The following is a 23049-nucleotide window of genomic DNA, read 5'->3' as shown; positions in this document are numbered from 1 at the left end:
AAGTGCAGGCCGGGAGACGACCCGGCTGGACCGACGGCGCGGGTGAACGGGAGGACGGCGCGAGCTGGAGGACGTTCGGGCCGGGAGGGAGGACGGCAGGCGGGCCGGAGACAAGCGGGTGAGACGGCAACGACGGTGGACCGGCAACGGTGCCCGAGGGTCCCAGCGCGAGACCAACGCTCGTCGCGGCTGCGGGCGGTCGAGTGGTCAAGCGGTCGACCAGTTGAGCGGACGAGCGGTCGAGCAGCCGACGCGGCGGAGGTCGGAGAGACCACGGCGCCACGGCGCCACGAGGCTGCGACGCTTCGGGGCTGCAGGGTTGCGAGACTGCGGGACTGCGGGACTGCGGGACTGCGGGACTGCGCGACTGCGCGACTGCGCGACTGCGAGGCACAGCTCATCGGACTAACAGAAAGCCACAGCGGCCACAGACCGTGGACAGCGCCCCCTGCGCTGCCGCTTCTTGGTCCATGACCGCTGAGGCCAGGTGGCGAGGCCGCCGAACGTCGTCGGCCACACCTTATGTCTTATGCCGCTATGCCTTCGTGCCACAGTGCCAGCCGCCACAGTGCTGGATGCCTCCGCGCCGGATGCCGCAGTGGCGGATGCCACTTCGCCGGCCGGCTCTGGGCTGGAACCCGTCGCGCTGGGGGCGATGGCCCTCTCGTCCTGGGGGGCGTGCCCAGTCCTCGGGGCCTCGGGGCTCCAGACCTCGGCTCCAGCCGCGGGCTTCGGTCAGCTGTGCCGGGCGTCCGCGGCCGGGTCGCCCGATATCAGCGTGCTGATCTCGCGCTGGGTCTCCTCGACGCGCGGGATGTCGTTGAGGAGGACCTGGCCGTGCTCGCCCGCCGACTCGACGACCAGGGTGCCGCAGCCGAGCATCCGGTCGAGGAGGGAGTCGTGACGGAAGGAGACGTCGTTGATCTTCTCCAGCGGCAGGTCGCGGCCGACACGGTGGACGAAGCCGAGGCGGATGATCAGGCGGCGGTTGGTCACCACGTAGTTGCTGAACAGCCAGTGCAGCCAGGGACGCACGACGAAGTAGATGATCACACCGAGCGCCACCACGCCGACGGCTATCCAGCTCGCTTCGCCTGAGGTCTTACTCGGGCTCGGCAGGATCGTCAGCAGGAAGCCCGCCGCGCCGCACGTGATCACGAGCGTGATGATCGGCAGCACCAGCGCCTTCCAATGCGGGCGCAGCTCGAGGTCGATACGCTCGCCCTCACTCAGAAGTCGAGTCGGGTAACTCATCTTGTGATTCCTCTCCCCCTCGAGTCGGTTCGACCCAGGTGACCATGGCTATGGTGATACGTGTGCGCCCCATCCTGGCATGGCCGAGCATTAAATATCCATGGCCAGCCTTATGATCTGATGATCAGTTAGCGTCCTCCGGCCGCAGGTGGACCACGTCTCCGGCGCCGATGGCCACTTCCTCCTGGTCAGCCGTGGTCACTAGGAGCGCGCCGGCCGGATCCAGGCCGGTCGCGACGCCGATGACGTCGCGCTGGCCGGGGAGTTCGGCGCGGACGCGGCGGCCGAGCGTGGCGCAGGATTCGCGGTAGGCCTCGGCGAGGCCGGCGGCTCGAGCGTCGCCTCCGGCCTCCGCCCAGCGGCCGTACCAGGTGCCGAAGGACCGAAGCAGCGCGCGCAACAGCGGGTCACGGTCGGTCGACTCGGCGCCGGCGAGCGCGAGGGAGCCGGCTTGCGGCACCGGCAGCTCGTTCTCGCGCAGGGTCACGTTCAGGCCGATCCCGACCACTATCGCGTTCTGCCCGGAGACGGTCTCGCACAGGATCCCGCCGAGCTTCCGGTCTTCCGCCTCGCCCTGCGCGACCACGATGTCGTTGGGCCATTTGAGCGCGACCTCGAGTCCGGCGGTGCGGCCCACGGCCTCGTGGGCGGCCACGCCGGCCAGCAGCGGCAGCCAGGTCCAGGCGCCCAACGGCACCTCGGGGCGCAGCAGGATCGAGACGAACAGACCCGAGCGCGGCGGGGCGCTCCACGTTCGGCCGAGCCGTCCGCGGCCGGCCGTCTGTTCCTCGGCCACCACCACGCTCGCGTGCGGGGCGCCGTCCTCGGCCGCGGCGGCGAGCGCGGTGTTCGTCGACTCGACGCTCGGCAGCACCCGCAGGGCCGAGACGAACCCGCCCGGCGCCATGAGCGCGCGCTGCAGGCTTCGTTCGTCCAACGGTGGTCGGTCGAGATCGTTGTAGGCAGAGACCATGCGTCGAGCCTACGACGGCAGGATAGATTGACGGCGAAGGCGCTGTTCGTTTCTCGAGGGAACCCTCGAGGGCAACCCCGGGAGTCTCAACCAGCCATGACTGAGCACATCGACATCCACACGACCGCGGGCAAGCTCGCCGCGCTGCAGGCCCGGCTCGACGAGGCGGTGCATGCCGGGTCCGCTCGGGCGGTGGAGAAGCAGCATGCCAAGGGGAAGCTGACCGCGCGTGAGCGGATCGAACTGCTGCTGGACGAGGGCTCCTTCCAGGAACTGGACGAACTGACCAGGCACCGCAGCACCAACTTCGGGATCGAGAACAACCGCCCCTACACGGACGGCGTGATCACCGGCTACGGCACCGTCGACGGCCGGCCGGTGTGCGTGTTCTCCCAGGACTTCACCATCTACGGCGGCTCGCTGGGCGAGGTCAACGGCGAGAAGATCTGCAAGGTCATGGACCTCGCGATGAAGATCGGCTGCCCGCTGGTCGGCATCAACGACGGCGGCGGCGCGCGGATCCAGGAAGGTGTGGTCGCGCTCGGCGCCTTCGCCGACATCTTCAAGCGAAACGTGCACGCGTCCGGCGTGATCCCGCAGATCTCGCTGATCATGGGCCCGGCGGCCGGCGGCGCGGTCTACTCCCCCGCGCTGACCGACTTCGTGGTCATGGTCGACCAGACCTCGCACATGTTCATCACCGGCCCCGACGTGATCAAGACCGTCACCGGCGAGGACGTGGGCTTCGAGGAGCTCGGCGGCGCGCACACGCACAACACCAAGTCCGGCAACGCGCACTACCAGGCCGCGGACGAGAAAGACGCGATCGAGTACGTCCGGGCGCTGCTGTCCTACCTGCCGCAGAACAACCTCGAGGACGCGCCAGTCTACGAGGCGGACGACGACCTCGAGCCGGACGTCGAGCTCAATACTCTGATCCCGGACTCGGCCAACCAGCCGTACGACATGCACACGGTGATCGAGCACGTGCTCGACGAGGGCGACTTCCTCGAGGTGCAGCCGCTGTTCGCGCCGAACATCCTCGTGGGCTTCGGCCGGGTCGAGGGCCGCAGCGTGGGCGTGGTGGCGAACCAGCCGATGCAGTTCGCCGGCACCCTCGACATCGACGCCTCGGAGAAGGCCGCGCGCTTCATCCGCACCTGCGACGCGTTCAACGTCCCGGTGCTCACCTTCGTCGACGTGCCCGGCTTCCTGCCCGGCACGGACCAGGAGTGGAACGGCATCATCCGCCGCGGCGCGAAGCTGCTCTACGCGTACGCCGAGGCCACGGTCCCGCTGGTGACCGTGATCACGCGCAAGGCCTTCGGCGGCGCGTACGACGTGATGGGCTCGAAGCACCTGGGCGCCGACATCAACGTGGCCTGGCCGACGGCGCAGATCGCGGTGATGGGTGCGCAGGGCGCGGTCAACATCCTGCGCCGCAAGGAGATCCTGGAGTCCGAGGACGTCGAGGCCACTCGGGCCCAGCTGATCACGGAGTACGAGGACGCGCTGTTCAACCCGTACATCGCGGCCGAGCGGGGCTACGTGGACTCGGTCATCGAGCCGGCTCACACTCGCGCCTTCGTGGTCCGCGCGCTGCGGACGCTGCGCACCAAGCGCGCGACGCTGCCGCCGAAGAAGCACGGAAACATCCCGCTGTGATGGGGAGAGAGCGGATGAGGCGAGTGGGAGGGCGCTAGCGAAGCGAGCGGAAGCACGCTAGCGAAGCGAACTGGAGTACGCCGGTGAAGCGAGCGGAAGCACGCTGGTGAGGCGCGCGACGGTGGGCGCGGGCGCACGACGGCGGGCAGCGGCGGAGGCAACTGCGCCCGCGACTGCGACTGCGGCTTCGGCTGCGGTAGGGACTTCGGGAGCAACGGCAGCGATGCGCGCGCGAGTGCGAGGATGCGACGGGAGCAGTAGTGGTGACGGAGACGACGCCGACTGTGACGACGACGGAAGCGGCGCTGACAGAAGCAGCGACGACGGAAGCGGCTGAGGCGAGCTCAGCTGGGACGTTGCGGGTGGTGGCCGGGCAGCCGACTGCCGAGGAGCTTGCGGCTCTGGTCGTGGTGCTGGCGGCTCGTGCGGGCGCGGCTTCGGGGGCGGGGGCTGCTGAGGCGGATGCGCCGCGCTCGGTGTCTGCCTGGACGGATCGCTCGCGGTACGTGCGGTCGAGCCGGTCAGGCTTCGGCACTCGCACCGGCTGGCGGGCGTCCGCGCTTCCGAACTGACACACCTGTAACGCGTCTATATAAGCCTTATAGATCGGCCGATGGATCGCCCTTCGGTGGTCGCGGAAGCCGACGATGCGCCAGCCGACGGCGTCGGCGTCATCCGGCGGCCGGGGCGACGCCCGACCTCGACGCTGTATCCTGCGAAGCCCGGCGTGAAGCACGCGACGAACCAAACTCGAAGCAGGGTCCCCCTGCCTCGCCCCGCGAAGGAGCCGCATGCGTTTCATCCTCGCTTCCCAGTCCCCGGCTCGGCTCGCTGTGCTGCGCGCGGCGGGGCTGGCGCCGGAGCAGATCGTCAGCGGCGTCGACGAGGATGCGTTCCGCGCCGACTCGCCGGCGGAGCTCGCTCTGCAGCTGGCCATCGCCAAGGCGCAGACGGTGGCGGCGCAGGCGGGGGCGGGGGCGGTGGTCGTCGGGTGCGACTCGGTGCTGGACTTCGAGGGGGATGCGCTCGGTAAGCCCGCTGACCTGGACGACGCGCGGCAGCGGTGGCGGCGGATGCGGGGGAAGGACGGGGTGCTGGTCACCGGGCACTGCGTGGTGGACACGCGGGCGGGGGCTGATCCGGACGTCTGGCGGGTGGCCATCGACGTCAATCCCACCATGGTCCGCTTCGCCGAGATCTCGGACGAGGAGCTCGAGGCCTACCTTGCCAGCGAGGAGCCGCTGCACGTCGCGGGGGCGTTCACGCTGGACGGGCTCGGCGGCTGGTTCGTCGAGTCCATCGTGGGCGATCCGTCCAACGTCGTCGGCATCTCGCTGCCGCTGCTTCGTCGGCTGCTCAACGAGGTCGGGGTCTCGGTGGCAGAGCTCTGGCGGACGCATCACGTCTGAGTCACGGAGCCACGGAGGTGCGGGAGGTCAGAAGTGCAGAGGCGCGGGAGGCGCGGGAGCACTTCGCGAAGCGGCGCGACCGGCACCTCGGAAGAGCAGCAGCGGCGGGAAGTCGGCCATAGGCCCTCGGTGACGGGTATCTGACGGACTATCGGCTACGCCGTACGTATGATCAGACCACTCCGGTGGGTGGCGCAGGTCTCGATCTGACTGTCAATCACATAAAGTCGCCATGTGACTGCGTCCCGCAAACCCCCCACCGCCGCCTGGTCGCGGCGCAGGGTGCTGCGCTCGCTCACGCTGCCCACCCTGCCGCTTCCGCTGCTCGGGCTCGACGGGTGCAGCGACAGCGCCGCTCCGGCTGAGACTGCGGGCGGTTCGGGGCGCGGCGGTTCGGGGCGTGTCGGTCCGGCCGCGGCCGGGCGCACACCCGGCGCACCGCATCCGCAGCCGCACCCCGCAACCTCGGGGTCGGCCTCCACCACCGAACCGGATTCCGGTTCCGATTCGCCCGACCTGCGCGCCGACGGCGCCACGCCCGAGGTCTCGCAAGCGACCCGGGTGAGTGACGTGGTCGCGCTCACCTTTCACGGCGACGGGTCGCCCGAGCTCGCCAACGCCCTGCTGACGGAGGCGGAGCGGGCGGGGGCCAGGTTGACCGTGCTCGCGGTCGGGCATTGGCTCGCCCGCTATCCGCAGATGGCCGAGCGCGTCCTGCACGGCGGGCACGAGCTCGGCAATCACACCGAGAACCATCTCAACATCGACCATCTGCCGGAGGCGGTCGCCTACAGCGAGATCGAGCTCTGCGCGAAGCGGCTGGAGAAGCTCACCGGCTCGCGCGGGCGCTGGTTCCGGCAGTCGCAGGGGCAGCACGCCACGCCCGAGGTACGGGCGGCGGCGCAGCGGGCGGGGTACACCACCCTGCTCTCCTACGACCTCGATCCGCTGGACTACCGCGATCCCGGCAGCAACGCCGTCGTGCACAACGTGCTCTCCCGCATCCAGGGCGGGGACGTGGTGTCGATGCACCTCGGGCATCCGGGCACGGTCACCGCCCTGCCGCTGATCCTGGACGGCCTGCGCCAGCGGGGACTGCGCGCGGTGACCGCCTCCGAACTCTTCCCGATCTCGCCCTCACCCACCATCGTGCCCTCCTAGCCTCTCCGGGCACCCGACTCCCCCGTTCGACCTTCTCAGAACTCACAGAGGTATCCGGTGAAGACCACCTCACGTCGTCTCTTCCTCGGTGCGGGCGCCGTAGCGACCGTGGCCGTGATCTACGCCCTCAACACGCTCGGGTCCGGCCCGTCCGCGGCCGTCGGCAGGTCGGCCGCGGCTCCGGGGGTGCAGATGCGGGCCGCCGCCATCGCCGGCATGCCCGAGTACGACCCGAAGGACCTCTACGCCTACGACCGGCCGAACGAGCTCTCGCCGGTCGTGCGCGACTTCCCCTCGCTGATCTACGTGCCCAACAGCGAGTCCGACACCGTGACGGTGATCGACCCGAAGACCTACAAGGTGATCCGCACGGTGCCGGTCGGCGAGCAGCCGCAGCACGTGGTGCCGGGCTGGGATCTCAAGACCCTGTGGGTCAACAACGACAAGGGCAACACGCTCACCCCGATCGACCCGGCCACCGGGCAGTTCGGCACGCCGGTGTCCGTGCACGACCCGTACAACCTCTACTTCACCCCGGACGGCAAGTCCGCGGTGGTCATGGCCGAGCAGGACAAGCAGATCGTCTTCCGCGACCCGCACACGATGGCGGTGCAGCAGGCGCTGGACGTGCCCTGCGCGGGGGTCAACCACGCGGACTTCTCGCCGGACGGCAGCTACTTCATCGCCTCCTGCGAGTTCTCCGGCACGCTGCTCAAGGTGGACACGCTCAAGCACACGCTGCTGGGCGTGATCAACCTCAAGAGCGGATCGATGCCGCAGGACGTGAAGATCTCGCCGGACGGCTCGGTCTGGTACATCGCGGACATGGCCGCGAACGGCATGTGGACACTCAACGGCGACGACTTCAAGCTCACCGGGTTCATCGAGACCGGGCTGGGCGCGCACGGGCTCTACGTCAGCCGCGACTCGCAGAACATGTACGTCACCAACCGGGGCGAGGGCACGATCAGCGTGTTCGACTTCGCCACCCGCGTCGTGAAGCAGAAGTGGAGGATCCCCGGCGAGGCCAGCCCGGACATGGGCGGGGTCTCGGCCGACGGCAAGGTGCTGTGGCTCTCCGGGCGCTACAACTCCGAGGTGTACGCGCTCTCCACCGACGACGGACGGCTGCTGGCGCGCATCCCGGTGGGCAGCGGGCCGCACGGGCTGTGCGTCTACCCGCAGCCGGGACGCTACTCGCTGGGCCACACCGGCGTGTTCCGCTGACGTGCCCGCGGCGGCGCCGGCGGGACGGCCGGTGCCGCCGCAAGGGATGAGGCGGGCGGGGAGGAAGGGAGCCGAGGGGCGTCCGGGCCGGTTAACCTGATCCGTGTGACAGGGCAGGGGCCGGAGAGCGCTTGGCAGGACCAGATGCGGGCCCTGCTGCGGACCAACCCGTCCGAGCGGCCGGGCGAACCGCGGCTCGAGACGGCGCCGGGCGCGGGGGACCTGGAGTCCACCGGCACCCATCCGCAGACGCCGAACGTGCGCCGGGTGCTCGATCTCGCGCTGCGGCTCGGCGAGCTGCTGCTGGCCTCCGGCGAGGCGGCCGAGGACGTCGAGGCCGGGATGCTCGCGGTGGCGCACGGGTTCGGGCTCGAACGCTGCGACGTGAGCGTCACCTTCACCCTGCTGACCATCTCGCACCAGGCCACGCTGGCCGATCCGGCCTGGACCGCCTCGCGCAGCGTGCGCCGGCGCGGCTCGGACTACACCCGGCTCGCCGCGGTGCACGACCTGATCCGGGACGTCAGCGCGAACGAGGTGTCGGTGGAGGAGGCGTACGGGCGGCTGCTGCGGATCCGGCGCAACCGGCACCCGTACCCGGACTGGATGCTCGCCGCGAGCACGTCGCTGCTCGCGGGCGCGGCCTCGGTGCTGGTCGGCGGGCACTGGACGGTCTTCCTCAGCGCCTGCGCGGCCGCCCTGGTGGGCAATCAGCTCTCCTGGTGGCTGGCCACCCGCGGACTGCCCGAGTTCTACCAGTACGTGGCGGCCGCGATGCCCGCCGCGGCCGCCGCGATCGCGCTAGACCTGGTCCACGCCGACGTCCTGTCCTCGGCCGTCATCACCGGCGGGCTCTTCGCCCTGCTCCCCGGCCGCGCCCTCGTCGCCGCCGTCCAGGACGCCCTCACCGGCTTCTACATCACCGCCGCCGCCCGGCTGCTCGAGGTCCTTTTCATCGTCATCGGCATCATCTGCGGGATCAGCCTCGTGTTGCGGGCCGGGATCGCCTTCGGCATCGTCCTCAACCCGGCCGACACCCTCGTCATCCCCTCCCGGCCCTTCCTGCAGACCCTCGCCGCCGCTCTGCTCGGGCTCACCTTCGCCGTCATCCTGCAGGTCCGCCGGGAGGTCCTCGGCTACGCCGTCGTCAGCGCCGCCTTCGCCTGGATCTGCGACGCCGGCCTGCGCCAGGCCGGGCTCACCCAGGCCGTCGCCGTCACCGTCACCAGCGTCCTGCTCGGGCTCGGCGGGCAGCTCATCGCCCGCCGCGGGGTCACCTCCGGACTGCCCTTCACCATCCCCGGGCTCGTCGCCCTGCTGCCCGGCTCCGCCACCTACCTCGGCGTCCTGTTCATCGTCCGCGGCCAGACCGGCCTCGGCTTCAGCCAGCTCTTCTCCGCCGCCTCGGTCGGGCTCGGCCTCGCCGTCGGGGTCAACCTCGGCGGAGAGCTCGCCCGGCTCATCCTGCCCGCCCGGCTCGGCCAGATCCGCCGGGCCGGGGCCGACTTCGCCGTCCGGGCCCGGCCCGTCGGCAGCCGAGTCTGGTTCCGGCGCTGAGACCTCGGGTTCCGGGCGGGTGTGCGAGAACTGTGTCACCTTGACCGCGCGCAGCTGCTCGGGCACGGGCGATTCGACCGGCTTGGGCGCCGTGGCCGTCTGCGCCGAGGCGAGCACGAGGACCGGCTCCGCCACCCGGGCCTGCGCGAACTGCGCCGCCGGGACGGCCTGCCGCGGCAGGACGCCGGGACCCATCACGGTCGGCACGGGCGAGGGGACCACCCGGGACCGCTCGCGCACGTGGCGGTAACGCACCTTCCTGCGGTGGCGGCTCACCAGGGTGAGCACCATCATGCCGAGCGCGCACAGCAACGCCAGCCCGAGCACGCCGGCGCCGACGAACTTGGCGTCCTGGCCCACCGAGGCGTGCGACGGGTCCGCCTTCGTACTCACCGCGCCGGAGCCGGTCCGCGCGCTCTTGCCGCCGGTCGGCAGGTAGTTCCAGCTGATCTGCGAGTAAGTGACCGTCAGGTACTCGGTCTTGCCGCTCTGGTACTCGGAGATGAAGCCCGCGTTGGTCAGCGCGAAGTCGATCCGCTGGTAGCCCTGGCCCGCGGCGACGTCGAGCCGGGCGCAGGCGAAGCGGTCGCCGGAGCTCGCGGCCATGGCCAGGTTCGCCGACTGGGCGTCCACGGTGCGGGTGAGGGTGAGCGTGGAGAGGTTCGAGGCGTCCGGCGGGGGCAGCATCGCGCCCGGGCCGACCGAGGCCACCCGCAGCCAGCCGCCGTATCCGCGGTCGGTCGAGTCGCCGGGCACCTGCGGCAGGTTCAGATCCGCGCCGCTCGTGGGGGCGGTGGTGTCCGCGACGCACGGGCCGGCACTCGTGACCGGCGCCCGGGAGGTGAGCGTCTGCGGCGTGAAGGTCGAGGAGTATCTGACCTGCGGGGCGCCCCCGGCGCGGTGGGTCGAGACGCCGGAGGAGTGGCTGGTGTTGGACACGACCGGCGCGGACGTGTGCACCACCGGGCTCGACGTCGAGGGCCCTGTGCTGCTGCCGGCGACGACGGTGGTGCCCACGATCGGCTGGGTCGGCACGCCGTGGGTGCGTCCGGGCGTTGCGGCGGCGGCCGGCGTGGCCGGGCCGACCAGCGTGATCAGCACGGTGGCGATGCCGGCGGCGGCCGTGAGCGAGGCTATCGGGGCGAGCAGGCGACGCCGTACGGGGCGCGCGATGCGGTCGGAACGCGGCACGGGAGGCATGGACTTCCGGGTCGGGGACGGTGGGATCGGGGGCTGCACGGGTCCGGCACCGGGTCGGCGCTCGTGGAGATCAGCGTTTTTGCATGGAAGCGGGCTCTATGAAGACAGACGCGTGAGCGACGCGGTCGGTTGACGGGGTTATGGATTCGAGACGCGAGCTGATTCCGAAGCGTGATCCTGCGGGCGTGCTCTCAGAGGTACGGCGCGGGGAACGACGGGGCCGCCGGCGGGGTGGGCAGGCCGGGATCCTGCTGAACCGGCCTGCGCCCGAGCAGGATCGCCGCGCCGATGCCGCCGAGCAGTCCGGTCAGGTGGCCCTGCCACGAGATGTGCATCGCGGTGACCTCGGCGGAGGGGTAGAGCAGGACGAGCGTCCACTGGTAGTAGAGCGCGACGAGCACGCCGAGCACGATCTGCCAGACGGCCTGCCAGACCGAGTGCGCGAAGAACCCGCGGGCCACCAGGTAGCCGAGATAGCCGAAGATCAGCCCGCTGGCACCGACGACGGCCACGCCGGAGGGGCCGAGCAGCCAGTAGCCGATGCCGCCGAGCAGCACGATCAGGGCGGTGACGTTCGCCCACCGGCGTAGCCCGTCCAGCGCGACCAGGAAGGTGGTGACCGCCAACGGGACCGTGTTGCTCTCGATGTGCTCCATCGAGGCGTGCAGGAACGGCACCGCGATGATGTGCGGCAGGCTGCCCAGCTGACGTGCGACCAGGCCGAAGGATCCGTCCAGCCGATAGCCGTCGGCCGCGTTGAACCCCTGCACCGCCCAGATCGCCGCCAGCGTGGCCAGCGTCACCGCGAGCGCGGTGCGCACGCTGTAGAACGCTGACCTTCCGCGCAGCACCATCGTGTTCGACGACATCGCCCGCTCCTCCTCGCCCCGGCCCCGCCCGCGCGCCACGCCGTACGCGGGTGCCGCCTGACCGGCACCCCTTCTCTTCGCACCATAGCGCTCCGACGCCTCCTGCGCCCCGCTCTTGTCCGGTGCGTACAAAACCGGGTCGCACGGTCAGACGAGGTCCCCCGCGCGGACCGGCCTCGACCTTGCCTACACTCAAGGAGACTTCGAGTAGTAGTGACAAGGGAGCCACACGTGCATAAGGTGCTGATCGCGAACCGGGGCGAGATCGCCGTGCGGGTCGCTCGGGCCTGTAAGGACGCCGGTATCGGCAGCGTCGCGGTGTACGCGGACCCGGACCGCGACGCGCTGCACGTACGGGTCGCGGACGAGGCCTACGCGCTCGGCGGGGCGACCTCGGGCGAGACCTACCTCGCCGTGGACAAGCTCCTGGACGTCGCCGCACGCGCGGGCGCCGACGCCGTGCACCCCGGCTACGGGTTCTTGTCCGAGAACGCCGAGTTCGCCCAAGCCGTCCTCGACGCCGGCCTGACCTGGATCGGCCCGCCCCCCGCCGCGATCCGCGCCCTCGGCGACAAGGTCGCGGCCCGCCACATCGCCCAACGCGCCGGCGCCCCCCTGGTCGCCGGCACCCCCGACCCGGTCGCCGACAGCCACGAGGTCACCGCGTTCGCCCAGCAGCACGGACTACCCGTCGCGATCAAAGCCGCGTTCGGCGGCGGCGGACGCGGCCTGAAAGTCGCCCGCACCCTCGAGGAGATCCCCGAACTGTTCGACTCCGCCGTACGCGAAGCCGTCGCCGCGTTCGGCCGCGGCGAATGCTTCGTCGAGCGCTACCTCGACCGCCCCCGCCACGTCGAGACCCAATGCCTCGCCGATACCCACGGCAACGTCGTCGTCATCTCCACCCGCGACTGCTCCCTGCAACGCCGCCACCAGAAACTCGTCGAAGAAGCCCCCGCCCCCTACCTCAGCCAAGCCCAGACCGACGAGCTCTACCGCGCCTCCAAAGCCATCCTCCAAGAAGCCGGCTACGTCGGCGCCGGCACCTGCGAATTCCTCGTCGGCCAGGACGGGACCATCTCCTTCCTCGAAGTCAACACCCGCCTACAGGTCGAACACCCCGTCAGCGAAGAAGTCGCCGGCATCGACCTGGTGCGCGAGATGTTCCGCATCGCCGACGGCGAACCCCTCGGCTACCACGACCCCGTCCTGCGCGGACACGCCATCGAATTCCGCATCAACGGCGAAGACCCCGGCCGCGGCTTCCTACCCGCCCCCGGCACCGTCACCACCTACCGGCCCCCCACCGGACCCGGCGTCCGCCTGGACTCCGGCATCGAACAAGGCGCACAGATCGGCCAGAACTTCGACTCCCTGCTCGCCAAACTCATCATCACCGGCCGCACCCGCACCGAAGCACTCGAACGCTCCCGCCGCGCCCTGGCCGAATTCGAACTCGAGGGCATGGCCACCGCCCTCACCTTCCACCGCGCCGTCGTGCACGACCCCGCCTTCGCCCCCACCGACCCCGCCCAGCCCTTCACCGTCCACACCCGCTGGATCGAAACCGAGTTCGACAACACCATCCCCCCCTACCCAGGCCCCCTGGGCGAGCCCGCTGAGGAGACCGGACGCGAGACGGTCACCGTGGAGGTCGGCGGCAAACGCATCGAGGTCGTCCTGCCCGCAGGCCTCGGCCTAAACGCCGGCACCCCGACCGCCACCGGCGCGAAGAAAGCCGCCAAACGCGCCGGCACCGGCGCGAAGAAAACCGCCGCCACCGGCGACGCCCTGACCTCCCCCATGCAGGGCACCATCGTGAAAGTCGCCGTCGAAGAAGGCCGACAAGTCGAAGCCGGCGAACTGATCGTCGTCCTCGAGGCCATGAAGATGGAACAACCCCTCAACGCCCACAAAACAGGCACCATCGTCGGCCTGACCGCCGAAGTCGGCGCCACCGTCACCGCAGGCGCCACACTCTGCGAGATCAAAGACTGAGGAAACTCAGCGAGCTGCGCGAGCGGGGGCCGTTCCCATCGGGGACGGCCCTCAGTCCTCGTGGTCGCTGTGCAGCCGGCGCGCGGCCTCGGCGATGGAGCCGGACAGCGACGGGTAGACCGTGAACACCGAGGCGACCTGGTCCACCGTCAGGTGCAGGTCCACCGCCATCGAGACGGAGTGGATCAGCTCGCTGGCACGCGGAGCGACTATCACACCGCCGAGCACGGTGCCGGAGCCGGGGCGGGCGTAGAGCTTGACGAAGCCGTCCATGAAACCGAGCATCTTGGCCCGCGGGTTCGTGGCCAGCGGCAGCTTCACCACGTCGAAGCGCGGGTCCCCGCTCTCCGCGTTGAAGGTGGTGCGCCCGACGGTGGCGATCTCCGGCGAGGTGAAGATGTTCGCGGACACCCGCTTGAGGTTGATCGGCCAGACCGCCTCGCCGAGCGCGTGGTAGACCGCGATCCGGCCCTGCATCGCCGCGACCGAGGCGAGCGCGAGCAGGCCGGTGCAGTCTCCGGCGGCGTAGACGTTCGAGGCGGTGGTGCGCGAGACGCGGTCGACCACGATGTGGCCGGACGGCGTGGTCTGCACCCCGGCTTCGGCCAGGCCGAGGCCCTCGGTGTTCGGCAGCGAGCCGACGGCCATCAGCACGTGCGTGCCGGTGACGGTGCGCCCGTCCTCGAGGGTGACCACGACGCGGTCGCCCTCGCGCACGGCCGAGGCGGCGCGGGAGCGGCCGAGCACGCGCATGCCGCGGCGCTGGAAGACCTCTTCGAGCACCCGCGCGGCGTCCTCGTCCTCGCCGGGCAGCACCCGGTCGCGCGAGGAGACCAGGGTGACCTGGGAGCCGAGGGCCTGGTAGGCGCCGGCGAACTCGGCGCCGGTGACGCCCGAGCCCACCACGATCAGCTCGGCCGGAAGCTCCTCGAGCCGGTAGAGCTGAGTCCAGGTCAGGATGCGCTCGCCGTCGGGCTGGGCCGAGGCCATCTCGCGCGGGCGGGCGCCGGTGGCCAGCAGCACCGCGTCGGCCTCGAGCAGGAGGTCCTCGCCGTCCGGGGCGGCCACCTCGACCGCGACGGTGCCGCCGCCGTCCGCGGCCAGCTTGGCGAAGCCGCGCACGATCTCCACCCCGGCCTTGACCAGGTCCTCGGTGATGTCCTCGGACTGCTTGGCGGCCAGCGCGAGCACCCGCTCGTTGACCCGGGCCAGGTCCACCGTGGTGACGGTGCCGCCGTCGACGCCGAGCGCGGGGGCGTCCTGGATGGTGGTCATCACGTCGGCGGTCGCGATCAGCGTCTTGGACGGAACGCAGTCGGTGAGCACCGCGGCGCCGCCGACGCCGTCCCGGTCCACCACCGTCACCTGGGCGCCGAGTCGGGCGGCCACCAGCGCCGCCTCATAGCCGCCGGGTCCGCCGCCGATGATCACGATTCGAGTCACGTGCTCTATTGTCCCATGCGGCGGTCCTCGGAAATCCGCTGGCCCGGCCCGGCGGAGCGGCGCTAGCCTCCGAGGTTCCCGGCACGGCCGCTCCTCGGCCGGCCGCGTCCGCCTGCACCGAGAGAGCGATGAGGTAAGCGATGTCCAGGTCCCTGCGCGAGGATTTCGGCGTGCTGCGGCACCGGGACTTCCGGATACTGCTCGGCGACCGCCTGCTGGCTCCGCTCGGCTTCGCCTTCTCGCTGGTGGGCGCTTCGTTCGCGGTGCTGGACGTGACCGGCTCGACCGCGGACCTCTCCTATGTGCTGGCCGCCCAGCTCGCCCCTTCGCTGGTCTTCATGCTCTTCGGCGGGGTGGCCGCGGACCGGTTCCGGCCGCAGTCGGTGATCATCGCCGCGAACGTGCTGGTGGCTCTCGGCGAGGGCGTCTTCGGCCTGCTGGTGCTGCTGCACGCGGCGAACCTGCCGCTGATGATGGTGCTCGAGGTCTGCACCGGCACCGGCATCTCGCTGTTCTGGCCGGCCTCGACGGCGCTGCTGCCGAAGATCGTGCCGTCGGACGAGCTGCAGTCGGCCAACGCGCTGTCCCGGCTGGTGATGAACGGCGCGTCGATGGGCGGCGCGGCCGTGGCCGGAGTGACGGTGGCGGCGGTCGGGCCGGGCTGGGCACTGTCCGTGTGCGGATTGGCCATGCTCGGCACGGTGCCGCTGCTGACCTCGCTGCAGGCGCAGGCCAACATCCGCCCCCAGGACGCGCCGGGCGTGTGGCACGAGCTGCGGGAGGGCTGGCACGAGTTCCGCTCGCTGCGCTGGGTGTGGGCGACAGTGCTCGAATACCTGGTGATCAACGCCTGCTGGTACGGCGGGCTGTACGTGCTCGGACCGGCGATAGCCCGGCAGCATCTGGGCGGGCCGGCCGCGTGGGGCTGGCTCAACGCGGCGTTCTCGGTGGGGCTGATCGTCGGCGGCGCGGCGGCGCTGCGGCGCATGCCGAAGCGGCCGATGCTCGCGGTGGCGGGGCTGCCGGCGGCCTTCGGCCTGTCCTGTCTGGCGATCGGGGAGCTGTGGCCGATGTGGGCGCTGCTCGCGGTCTGGGCGTTCGCCGGGGTGTGCAACGAGTTCCTGGTGGTGAGCTGGAACGTCTCGCTGGCCCGGTTCGTCCGGCCGGACCGGCTGGCCCGGGTCTCGGCGTACGACGGGCTCGGCTCCACCCTCGCGATGCCGGTCGGCGCGCTGGCCGCCGGGCCGCTCTCGGCGCATCTCGGCGCCCCGCACACCGAGCTGATCGCGTTCATCGTCACCACGGTGGCGGTGCTGGCGACGCTCGCGCTCAAGGACGTGTGGACGATGCGCCTCGGCGACGCGCCGGACTGGAGCACCGTCGAGCCGGAGAAGGTAGCGACGTATGCTCTAGCGCGTGACTGAGGAAACGATTTCCGAACACCCGCGTGAGGCGGCCGCCCGGGCCGCGAAGAGGCTCGTGGACCTGCTCGGCGGTGTGCCCGATCTGGCCCTGGTGATGGGCTCGGGCTGGGTGCCCGCGGCCGACGCGCTCGGGGAGACCGAGGCCGAGTTCAGCGTGACGCAGCTGCCCGGCTTCACCGCGGCCGCCGCGCTGGGCCACGCCGGCAAGATCAGGGGCGTGCGGCTGGCCGAGTCCGGCAAGCTCGCGGCCGTGTTCCTGGGTCGCACGCACTTCTACGAGGGGCACGGCGTGGCCAAGGTGGTGCACGGCGTGCGCACGGTCGCGGCGGCCGGATGCCGCACCGTCGTGCTCACCAACGGCTGCGGCGGCATCAACGCCGACTACGTCGTCGGGCAGCCGGTGCTCATCAGCGACCACCTGAACCTCACCGCGCGCTCGCCGATCACCGGCGCCAACTTCGTGGACCTGACCGATCTCTACTCCCGCCGCCTGCGCGCGCTGTGCCGCGAGGTCGACCCCTCGCTCGTCGAGGGCGTGTACGCGCAGCTGACCGGGCCGCACTACGAGACGCCGGCCGAGATCAAGATGCTGCGGACGCTCGGCGCCGACCTGGTCGGCATGAGCACCGTGCTCGAGGCGATCGCGGCGCGCGAAGCGGGTATGGAGGTGCTCGGCATCTCGTTGGTGACCAACGCCGCCGCCGGCATGACCGGCCATCCGCTGAGCGCGCAGGAAGTCATCGACGCCGGGAACGCCGCGGCGAGCCGGATGGGCGTGCTGCTGCGCGACGTCCTCGGCCGGATCTGAGGAGATGTAAGGCATGAGTGAGACAGGCGAGACCTCCGAGATCTCCGAGCTGCTGGGCGAGATCGAGGCCTGGATGGATCAGGACCCTGACGAGGAGACCCGGGCCGAGCTGCGCGGGCTGCTGGAGGGGCTGCTGAGCTCGGCCACCAACCCGTCCGCGTACGCGGAGCTGGCCGACCGCTTCGACGGGACGCTCGAGTTCGGCACGGCCGGGCTGCGCGGCGAGCTCGGCGCGGGACCCAACCGGATGAACCGGGTCGTGGTCACCCGCGCCGCGGCCGGGCTGGCCGCGTACCTGAAGGCGAACGGGCACATCGACGAGCCGGTCGTGGTGGGCTACGACGCGCGGAAGAACTCGGACGTGTTCGCCCGGGACACCGCCGAGATCATGACCGGCGCGGGCATCCGCGCGCAGATGCTGCCGCGTCCGCTGCCGACGCCGGTGCTGGCCTTCGCGATCCGCCACCTCGGCGCGTGCGCCGGCGTCATGGTCACGGCGAGCCACAACCCGCCGCGGGACAACGGCTACAAGGTCTACCTGGGCGACGGGTCGCAGATCACCCCGCCCGCGGACAGCGAGATCGCCGACGCGATCGCCGCGGTGGGACCGATCAACTCGCTGCCGCGCGGCAACGGGGACGGCGAGGGCCGGGACTGGGAGACCCTCGACGAGACGCTGCTCGAGGCCTACCTGAACCGCGCCGTGGGCACGGTGCAGACCTCTGACATGGACGAGGACGCGGCGCTCGCACGCCGGTCCGCGCTCAAGGTCGTCTCCACCGCGATGCACGGCGTCGGCGGGCAGGTGCTGCTCGACGCCTTCGAGCGGGCCGGATTCCCGCGCCCGGTCCCGGTGGCGGAGCAGCAGGAGCCTGATCCGACCTTCCACACCGTGGCGTTCCCCAACCCGGAGGAGCCCGGCGCGATCGACCTGGCGCTGGAGCTCGCCGCGGCCGAGGACGCCGACCTGGTGGTGGCGAACGACCCGGACGCCGACCGCTGCGCCGTGGCGGTGCCGCTGCCCGGCGGCGGCTGGCGGATGCTGCGCGGCGACGAGGTGGGCGGGCTGCTCGGCGAGTACCTGGCCGAGCAGTACGCGGCCGAGGCGGACGAGGACGAGGCCGAGGCGAAGGTCGAGCCCGAGGAGCGGATCTTCGCCACCAGCATCGTCTCCTCCAGCCTGCTCGGGAAGATCGCGGCCGCGCACGGGCTCGGATATCAGGAGACGCTCACCGGCTTCAAGTGGCTGGCCAAGGTGCCCGGCCTGGCCTTCGGGTACGAGGAGGCGCTCGGCTACTGCGTCGACCCGGGCGGCGTGCGGGACAAGGACGGGATCACCGCGGCGCTGATGGTCGCCGAGTACGCCTCGAAGCTCAAGCAGTCCGGCCGCACGCTGCTCGAGGCGCTGGCCGACCTGGACGCGAAGTACGGCCCGCACCGCACCGACCAGCTCTCGCTGCGGGTGCAGGACCTGGACGTGATTGCGCGGATGATGGCCGCGCTGCGTCAGGACCCGCCGAAGGAGCTCGGCGGCCTGGCGGTGAGCCGGTTCGAGGACCTGTCGCAGGGTGCGGGCGGGCTGCCGCCGACGGACGGGCTGCGCTTGAGCCTTGAGGGCGGCGCGCGGGTGATCATCCGGCCGTCCGGGACCGAGCCGAAGCTCAAGTGCTACCTGGAGGCCGACTCGGCCGAGCGGCTGGCGGCGATCAAGGAGTCGCTGCAGCCGCTGCTGGAAGCCTGACGGCAGTGCCCGAACGCGCGGCGGGCCCGGACGCATCGTCCGGGCCCGCCGCGCGTTCGTCTCGGCAGGGTTCTCAGCGCACGATCGCCGCGACGATGAGGAAGACGACCGCGGCGGCCAGCGGCACGAGCGTGACCAGGCTCGGGCGGGCGGCGGCGGCCGGCTGCGCGCCGGGCCGGTTCTTCTCCAGCTCGCGGTGGCGCTCGATGCGCTCGTTCATCTCGGTCACCGCCTGGTCGGCGAACGAGAGCTTCTCGACATCCTCGAACCCGCCGCCGCGGCGGGGCGGACCCTGGTCCACGCCGTAGCTCGCGTTGCGCCGGCCCCTGGACAGCTCGCGCTCGTTGCGCACGCGCTCGCGCAGCCGGGCCCGCTCGGCCTTGCGCCGATCGCGCAGCGAGACCGGCACGGCCCACACGGTGTAGCGGGACTGCTCGGTGTGCACCTCGAAGGAGAGCCGCGCGACCAGCTTGGTCACCGCGGGCCACGGCACCGTGATCGTGCGCAGCGGGTTGCGCACCACCAGCCCGTCCTCGCGCGCGAAGGCGGCCGGGTAGACGCCGAAGGCGAAGGCCAGCACGGCCACCAGGACCAGCACGGCCGCGCCGACCAGGTCCGCGCCGCCCTCCTCGACGAGCAGGTCGATCGCCCCGCCGAGGCAGAACAGGGTCACGAGCGCGCCGCCGATCAGCGCGCCCACACCGCGGTAGACCGTGGGTTTCTCGGCCGATCCCGGCGAAGTGGCAGGGGATGTCATGATCTGGATTCTGCCCCACCCGGGCACCGCGGGTCCATGCGGCCCTCGGCGACGGTTCGGCAACGGCCGCGTCCTCGGCCCCCAGGGGGGTGCACGGCACGCTCGGAGAACGTTTACTGTGGGAGGCGTGAGCACCATCCAGGCGGCGACGCAGCCGCACGCAGAACCCGATCCGAGCGGGGCCGACCGGCACGGCCGCTCGCCGGTCGCCGACCCCAGCGGGGCGGCGGCGACCCCGGCGACCCTGCGCCGCTTCCTGCTCGGCCTGCCCGGGGTGGACAAGGTGGGCCTCGAGGCCCGCGCCGCCCGGCTCGGCACCCGGTCGATCAAGACCACGGCGAAAGCCGCGGGCATCGACCTGGCGATCCGGATGATCGACCTGACCACGCTGGAGGGCGCGGACACGGCCGGCAAGGTCCGGTCGCTGTGCGCGAAGGCCCGCCGCCCCGATCCGGCCGACCCCGCCTGCCCCTCCACCGCCGCGGTATGCGTGTACCCGGACATGGTCGCCGTGGCCAAGGAGCAGCTGGCGGGAACCGGCATCCGTGTGGCCTCGGTGGCCACCGCCTTCCCGTCCGGGCGGGCGAGCCTCGAGGTGAAGCTGGCCGACACCGCCTTCGCGGTCGCCGCCGGAGCCGACGAGATCGACATGGTGATCGACCGCGGCGCCTTCCTGTCCGGGCACTTCGCCGAGGTCTTCGACGAGATCGCCGCGGTGAAGGCGGCCTGCGGGCCCGCCCACCTGAAGGTGATCCTGGAGACCGGCGAGCTGGCGACCTACGACAACGTGCGCCGGGCCTCCTGGCTGGCCATGCTGGCCGGGGCCGACTTCATCAAGACCTCCACCGGCAAGGTGAACCCGGCCGCGACGCTGCCGGTGACGCTGCTGATGCTCGAGGCCGTGCGCGACTACACCGGCGCGACCGGGCGCAAGGTCGGGATGAAGCCCGCCGGCGGCATCCGCACCAGCAAGGACGCGCTCAAGTACCTGGTGACGGTCAACGAGACCCTGGGCGAGGGCTGGCTGGACCCGGACTGGTTCCGCTTCGGCGCCTCCTCGCTGCTCAACGACCTGCTGCTGCAGCGTCAGAAGCTCTCCTCCGGGCGCTACTCCGGCCCGAACTACGTGACGGTGGACTGAGACACAACATGGGGATCTTCGATTACGCACCCGCGCCCGAGTCGCGCGCGGTCGTCGATGTCAAGCCGAGCTACGACCTGTTCATCGGCGGCGAATTCGTCCCGGCCACCGGCGGGGTCTTCAAGAGCGTGAACCCGGCCACCGAGGAGGTGCTGGCCGAGATCGGGCTGGCCTCCGCGGCGGACGTGGACCGCGCCGTGGCCGCGGCCCGCACCGCGTACGAGCGCACCTGGTCCCGGATGCCGGGCGCCGAGCGCGGCAAGTACCTGTTCCGGATCGCCCGGATCATCCAGGAGCGCGCCCGCGAGCTCGCCGTGCTCGAGTCGATCGACAACGGCAAGCCGATCCGGGAGACCCGGGACGTGGACGTGCCGCTGGTGGCGGCGCACTTCTTCCACTACGCGGGCTGGGCGGACAAGCTCGAGTACGCCGGCCACGGCCCGGCGCCGCGGCCGCTCGGGGTGGCCGCGCAGGTCATCCCGTGGAACTTCCCGCTGCTGATGCTGGCCTGGAAGATCGCCCCCGCGCTGGCCTGCGGCAACACGGTCGTGCTCAAGCCGGCCGAGACCACGCCGCTGACCGCGCTGCTGTTCGCCGAGATCTGCCGCGAGGCCGATCTGCCGGCCGGCGTGGTCAACATCGTGACCGGCGCCGGCGAGACCGGCGCGGCGCTGGTGGCGCACCCGGGCGTGGACAAGGTGGCGTTCACCGGGTCCACCGCGGTGGGCCGCGCGATCGCCCGCACCGTGGCCGGCACCGACAAGAAGCTGACCCTGGAGCTCGGCGGCAAGGCCGCGAACATCGTGTTCGACGACGCGCCGATCGACCAGGCCGTGGAGGGGGTCATCGACTCGATCTTCTTCAACCAGGGCCAGGTCTGCTGCGCCGGATCCCGGCTGCTGGTGCAGGAGTCGATCCAGGACGAGCTGCTCGACGCGCTCCGCCGGCGGATGGCCACGCTGCGCCTCGGCGACCCGCTGGACAAGAACACGGACATCGGCGCGATCAACTCGGCCGAGCAGCTGGCCCGGATCACCGAGCTGACCGCGGCGGGCGAGGCCGAGGGCGCCGAGCGCTGGTCCCCGGCCTGCGAGCTGCCCGCGCAGGGCTTCTGGTTCGCCCCGACCGTGTTCACCAACGTCTCGGCCACCCACCGGATCGCCCGCGAGGAGATCTTCGGGCCGGTGCTCTCGGTGCTCACCTTCCGCACTCCGGACGAGGCGGTCGCCAAGGCGAACAACACCCCGTACGGGCTGTCCGCGGGCGTGTGGACGGAGAAGGGCTCGCGGATCCTGTCCATGGCCAAGCGGCTGCGGGCCGGCGTGGTGTGGGCGAACACGTTCAACAAGTTCGATCCGGCCTCCCCGTTCGGCGGATACAAGGAGTCGGGCTACGGCCGCGAAGGCGGTCTGCAGGGACTGGAGGCCTACCTCGATGTCTGAGAAGACCGAGAAGACCGAGAAGACGGCGAAGACTGCGCCGAAGAGCGGTAAGGCAACGGCACCTGCCGCGGCGGCGCCGAAGCCCCCGGCCGAGGCTCCGGCCTCCCGGCTCGCCGTGCGCAAGACCTACAAACTGTTCATCGGCGGGGCCTTCCCCCGCTCGGAGAGCGGACGGAGCTACCAGGTGAGCTCGGCTGACGGCGCGTTCCTGGCGAACGCCGCGCTCGCCTCGCGCAAGGACGCCCGGGACGCGGTGGTCAAGGCGCGCGGCGCGGTCTCCGGCTGGTCCGGCGCCACCGCTTATCTGCGCGGCCAGATCCTCTACCGGGCGGCCGAGATGCTCGAGGGGCGCCGCGAGCAGTTCGTCGCCGAGGTGCGCGCGGTCGAGGGCGGGACCGAGGCCGCCGCGGCGGCGCAGGTCGACGCGGCGATCGACCGCTGGGTCTGGTACGCCGGGTGGACCGACAAGATCGGGCAGATCCGCTCGGCCGCCAACCCGGTCTCCGGCCCGTTCTGGAACGTCTCCTCGCCCGAGCCGACCGGGGTGGTGGCGCTGTTCGCGCCGGAGCGCCCGTCGCTGCTCGGCGTGGTCTCGGTGCTCGCGCCGGCGATCGCGACCGGCAACACCGCGGTGCTGGTGGCGCCGGACTCTGCCGCGCTGCCCGCGATCAGCCTGGCCGAGGTGCTGGCCACCTCCGACCTGCCCGGCGGCGTGGTCAACATCCTGACCGGGCGCCCGGCCGAGCTCGGCAAGCCGCTGGCCGACCACCTCGACGTGGACGGGCTGGACCTGGCCGGGATCACCGACCCGGGCTTCGCCGTCGAGCTCGAGCAGGCGGCCGCGGAGAACCTCAAGCGGGTGCTGCGCCCGTCCGCCGCGCCGGCCGACTGGTCCGCGCACCCGGGCACGCTGCGGCTGACCGCGTTCCTGGAGACCAAGACGGTCTGGCACCCGGTCGGCGGCTGAGACGCGTTCAGCC

Annotated in this window: 20 protein-coding genes and 1 pseudogene; 15 read left to right on the top strand and 6 right to left on the bottom strand. The window is 71.6% G+C overall.

All coding sequences use genetic code 11. The features are described 5' to 3' along the window. Positions 1–735: 735 nt before the first annotated feature. Together ACTRO_RS30330 and ACTRO_RS30325 are read right to left on the bottom strand one after the other, a co-directional pair. The gene (locus tag ACTRO_RS30330; RefSeq protein WP_051451626.1) at positions 736–1254 is read right to left on the bottom strand and encodes a PH domain-containing protein; all 519 of its coding nucleotides are present in this window, start codon (positions 1252–1254) and stop codon (positions 736–738) included. Between the two features lie 124 nt (positions 1255–1378). Continuing rightward, entirely contained in the window at positions 1379–2227 is an 849-nt protein-coding gene (locus tag ACTRO_RS30325) for a biotin--[acetyl-CoA-carboxylase] ligase (RefSeq protein ID WP_034268553.1), read from the bottom strand. Between the two features lie 96 nt (positions 2228–2323). Between ACTRO_RS30325 and ACTRO_RS30320 the strand changes: the two genes are divergently transcribed. From ACTRO_RS30320 to ACTRO_RS47625, 7 genes are all read left to right on the top strand, one after another. Next, a complete protein-coding gene (locus ACTRO_RS30320; protein ID WP_034268550.1) occupies positions 2324–3892 on the top strand; it encodes an acyl-CoA carboxylase subunit beta in 1569 nt (522 codons plus the stop codon). 260 nt (positions 3893–4152) lie between these two features. Then, entirely contained in the window at positions 4153–4464 is a 312-nt protein-coding gene (locus ACTRO_RS51140) for an acyl-CoA carboxylase epsilon subunit (protein ID WP_425394865.1), read from the top strand. A 219-nt stretch (positions 4465–4683) separates the two neighbouring features. Next, positions 4684–5301: a Maf family protein gene (locus tag ACTRO_RS30315; RefSeq protein ID WP_034268547.1), complete on the top strand. Its 618-nt coding sequence runs from the start codon at positions 4684–4686 to the stop codon at positions 5299–5301. Positions 5302–5535: 234 nt separating this feature from the next. Continuing rightward, positions 5536–6462 (top strand): polysaccharide deacetylase family protein, encoded by a 927-nt coding sequence (locus ACTRO_RS44160; protein WP_245594534.1) that lies wholly within the window; start codon positions 5536–5538, stop codon positions 6460–6462. 57 nt (positions 6463–6519) lie between these two features. Beyond that, positions 6520–7689 carry a YncE family protein gene (locus ACTRO_RS30305; protein ID WP_034268544.1) on the top strand — a complete coding sequence of 390 codons (1170 nt, stop codon included), beginning with the start codon at positions 6520–6522 and terminating at the stop codon, positions 7687–7689. Between the two features lie 105 nt (positions 7690–7794). Then, the gene (locus ACTRO_RS30300) at positions 7795–9246 is read left to right on the top strand and encodes a threonine/serine exporter family protein (RefSeq protein ID WP_157436545.1); all 1452 of its coding nucleotides are present in this window, start codon (positions 7795–7797) and stop codon (positions 9244–9246) included. Positions 9247–9526: 280 nt separating this feature from the next. Beyond that, positions 9527–9685: a hypothetical protein gene (locus ACTRO_RS47625; protein WP_157436544.1), complete on the top strand. Its 159-nt coding sequence runs from the start codon at positions 9527–9529 to the stop codon at positions 9683–9685. A 56-nt stretch (positions 9686–9741) separates the two neighbouring features. On the opposite strand, the pseudogene ACTRO_RS51535 reads toward ACTRO_RS47625, so the two are convergent. Continuing rightward, positions 9742–9957, bottom strand: a pseudogene (locus ACTRO_RS51535) (hypothetical protein); the annotation flags it as partial. Here ACTRO_RS51535 and ACTRO_RS30290 point away from each other — a divergent pair. Further along, the gene (locus ACTRO_RS30290; protein WP_034268539.1) at positions 9851–10579 is read left to right on the top strand and encodes a hypothetical protein; all 729 of its coding nucleotides are present in this window, start codon (positions 9851–9853) and stop codon (positions 10577–10579) included. The pseudogene ACTRO_RS51535 and the gene ACTRO_RS30290 sit on opposite strands and share 107 nt — an antisense overlap. A gap of 58 nt (positions 10580–10637) precedes the next feature. Here the strand turns inward: ACTRO_RS30290 and ACTRO_RS30285 are convergent, their stop codons facing one another. After that, positions 10638–11315 carry a rhomboid family intramembrane serine protease gene (locus ACTRO_RS30285; RefSeq protein WP_051451623.1) on the bottom strand — a complete coding sequence of 226 codons (678 nt, stop codon included), beginning with the start codon at positions 11313–11315 and terminating at the stop codon, positions 10638–10640. A 231-nt stretch (positions 11316–11546) separates the two neighbouring features. On the opposite strand from ACTRO_RS30285, the gene ACTRO_RS30280 reads away from it, so the two are divergent. Then, positions 11547–13313, top strand: coding sequence for an acetyl/propionyl/methylcrotonyl-CoA carboxylase subunit alpha (locus ACTRO_RS30280; RefSeq protein ID WP_034268537.1), 1767 nt, complete (start codon positions 11547–11549; stop codon positions 13311–13313). Positions 13314–13364: 51 nt separating this feature from the next. On the opposite strand, the gene ACTRO_RS30275 is transcribed toward ACTRO_RS30280, so the two are convergent. Then, positions 13365–14765, bottom strand: coding sequence for an NAD(P)H-quinone dehydrogenase (locus ACTRO_RS30275; protein WP_084316627.1), 1401 nt, complete (start codon positions 14763–14765; stop codon positions 13365–13367). Positions 14766–14896: 131 nt separating this feature from the next. On the opposite strand from ACTRO_RS30275, the gene ACTRO_RS30270 reads away from it, so the two are divergent. From ACTRO_RS30270 to ACTRO_RS30260, 3 genes are read left to right on the top strand one after another with little or no spacing between them, the layout of a single operon-like run. Continuing rightward, complete coding sequence (locus ACTRO_RS30270) at positions 14897–16180, top strand: MFS transporter (protein WP_051451622.1); 1284 nt, start codon at positions 14897–14899, stop codon at positions 16178–16180. After that, positions 16173–16988, top strand: a complete 816-nt coding sequence (locus tag ACTRO_RS30265; protein WP_084316626.1) for a purine-nucleoside phosphorylase — start codon at positions 16173–16175, stop codon at positions 16986–16988. Before ACTRO_RS30270 ends, ACTRO_RS30265 begins: the two co-directional genes overlap by 8 nt. Before the next feature lie 13 nt (positions 16989–17001). Further along, positions 17002–18729 carry a phospho-sugar mutase gene (locus tag ACTRO_RS30260; RefSeq protein WP_051451621.1) on the top strand — a complete coding sequence of 576 codons (1728 nt, stop codon included), beginning with the start codon at positions 17002–17004 and terminating at the stop codon, positions 18727–18729. A gap of 73 nt (positions 18730–18802) precedes the next feature. On the opposite strand, the gene ACTRO_RS44155 is transcribed toward ACTRO_RS30260, so the two are convergent. Next, positions 18803–19486, bottom strand: a complete 684-nt coding sequence (locus tag ACTRO_RS44155; RefSeq protein ID WP_157436543.1) for a PH domain-containing protein — start codon at positions 19484–19486, stop codon at positions 18803–18805. 244 nt (positions 19487–19730) lie between these two features. Between ACTRO_RS44155 and deoC the strand changes: the two genes are divergently transcribed. The 3 genes from deoC to ACTRO_RS30240 are packed head-to-tail and all read left to right on the top strand — an operon-like array spanning position 19731 to position 23036. Next, on the top strand, positions 19731–20627 hold the full coding sequence (deoC, locus tag ACTRO_RS30250) for a deoxyribose-phosphate aldolase (RefSeq protein ID WP_034277379.1): 897 nt from the start codon (positions 19731–19733) through the stop codon (positions 20625–20627). Positions 20628–20635: 8 nt separating this feature from the next. Next, positions 20636–22069, top strand: coding sequence for an aldehyde dehydrogenase family protein (locus tag ACTRO_RS30245; RefSeq protein WP_034268532.1), 1434 nt, complete (start codon positions 20636–20638; stop codon positions 22067–22069). After that, the gene (locus ACTRO_RS30240) at positions 22062–23036 is read left to right on the top strand and encodes an aldehyde dehydrogenase family protein (protein WP_034268529.1); all 975 of its coding nucleotides are present in this window, start codon (positions 22062–22064) and stop codon (positions 23034–23036) included. Before ACTRO_RS30245 ends, ACTRO_RS30240 begins: the two co-directional genes overlap by 8 nt. The last annotated feature ends 13 nt before the right edge of the window (positions 23037–23049 follow it).

This window comes from Actinospica robiniae DSM 44927 (assembly GCF_000504285.1).
Lineage (GTDB): Bacteria > Actinomycetota > Actinomycetes > Streptomycetales > Catenulisporaceae > Actinospica > Actinospica robiniae.
This window is presented reverse-complemented; position numbering and strand designations above follow the sequence as displayed.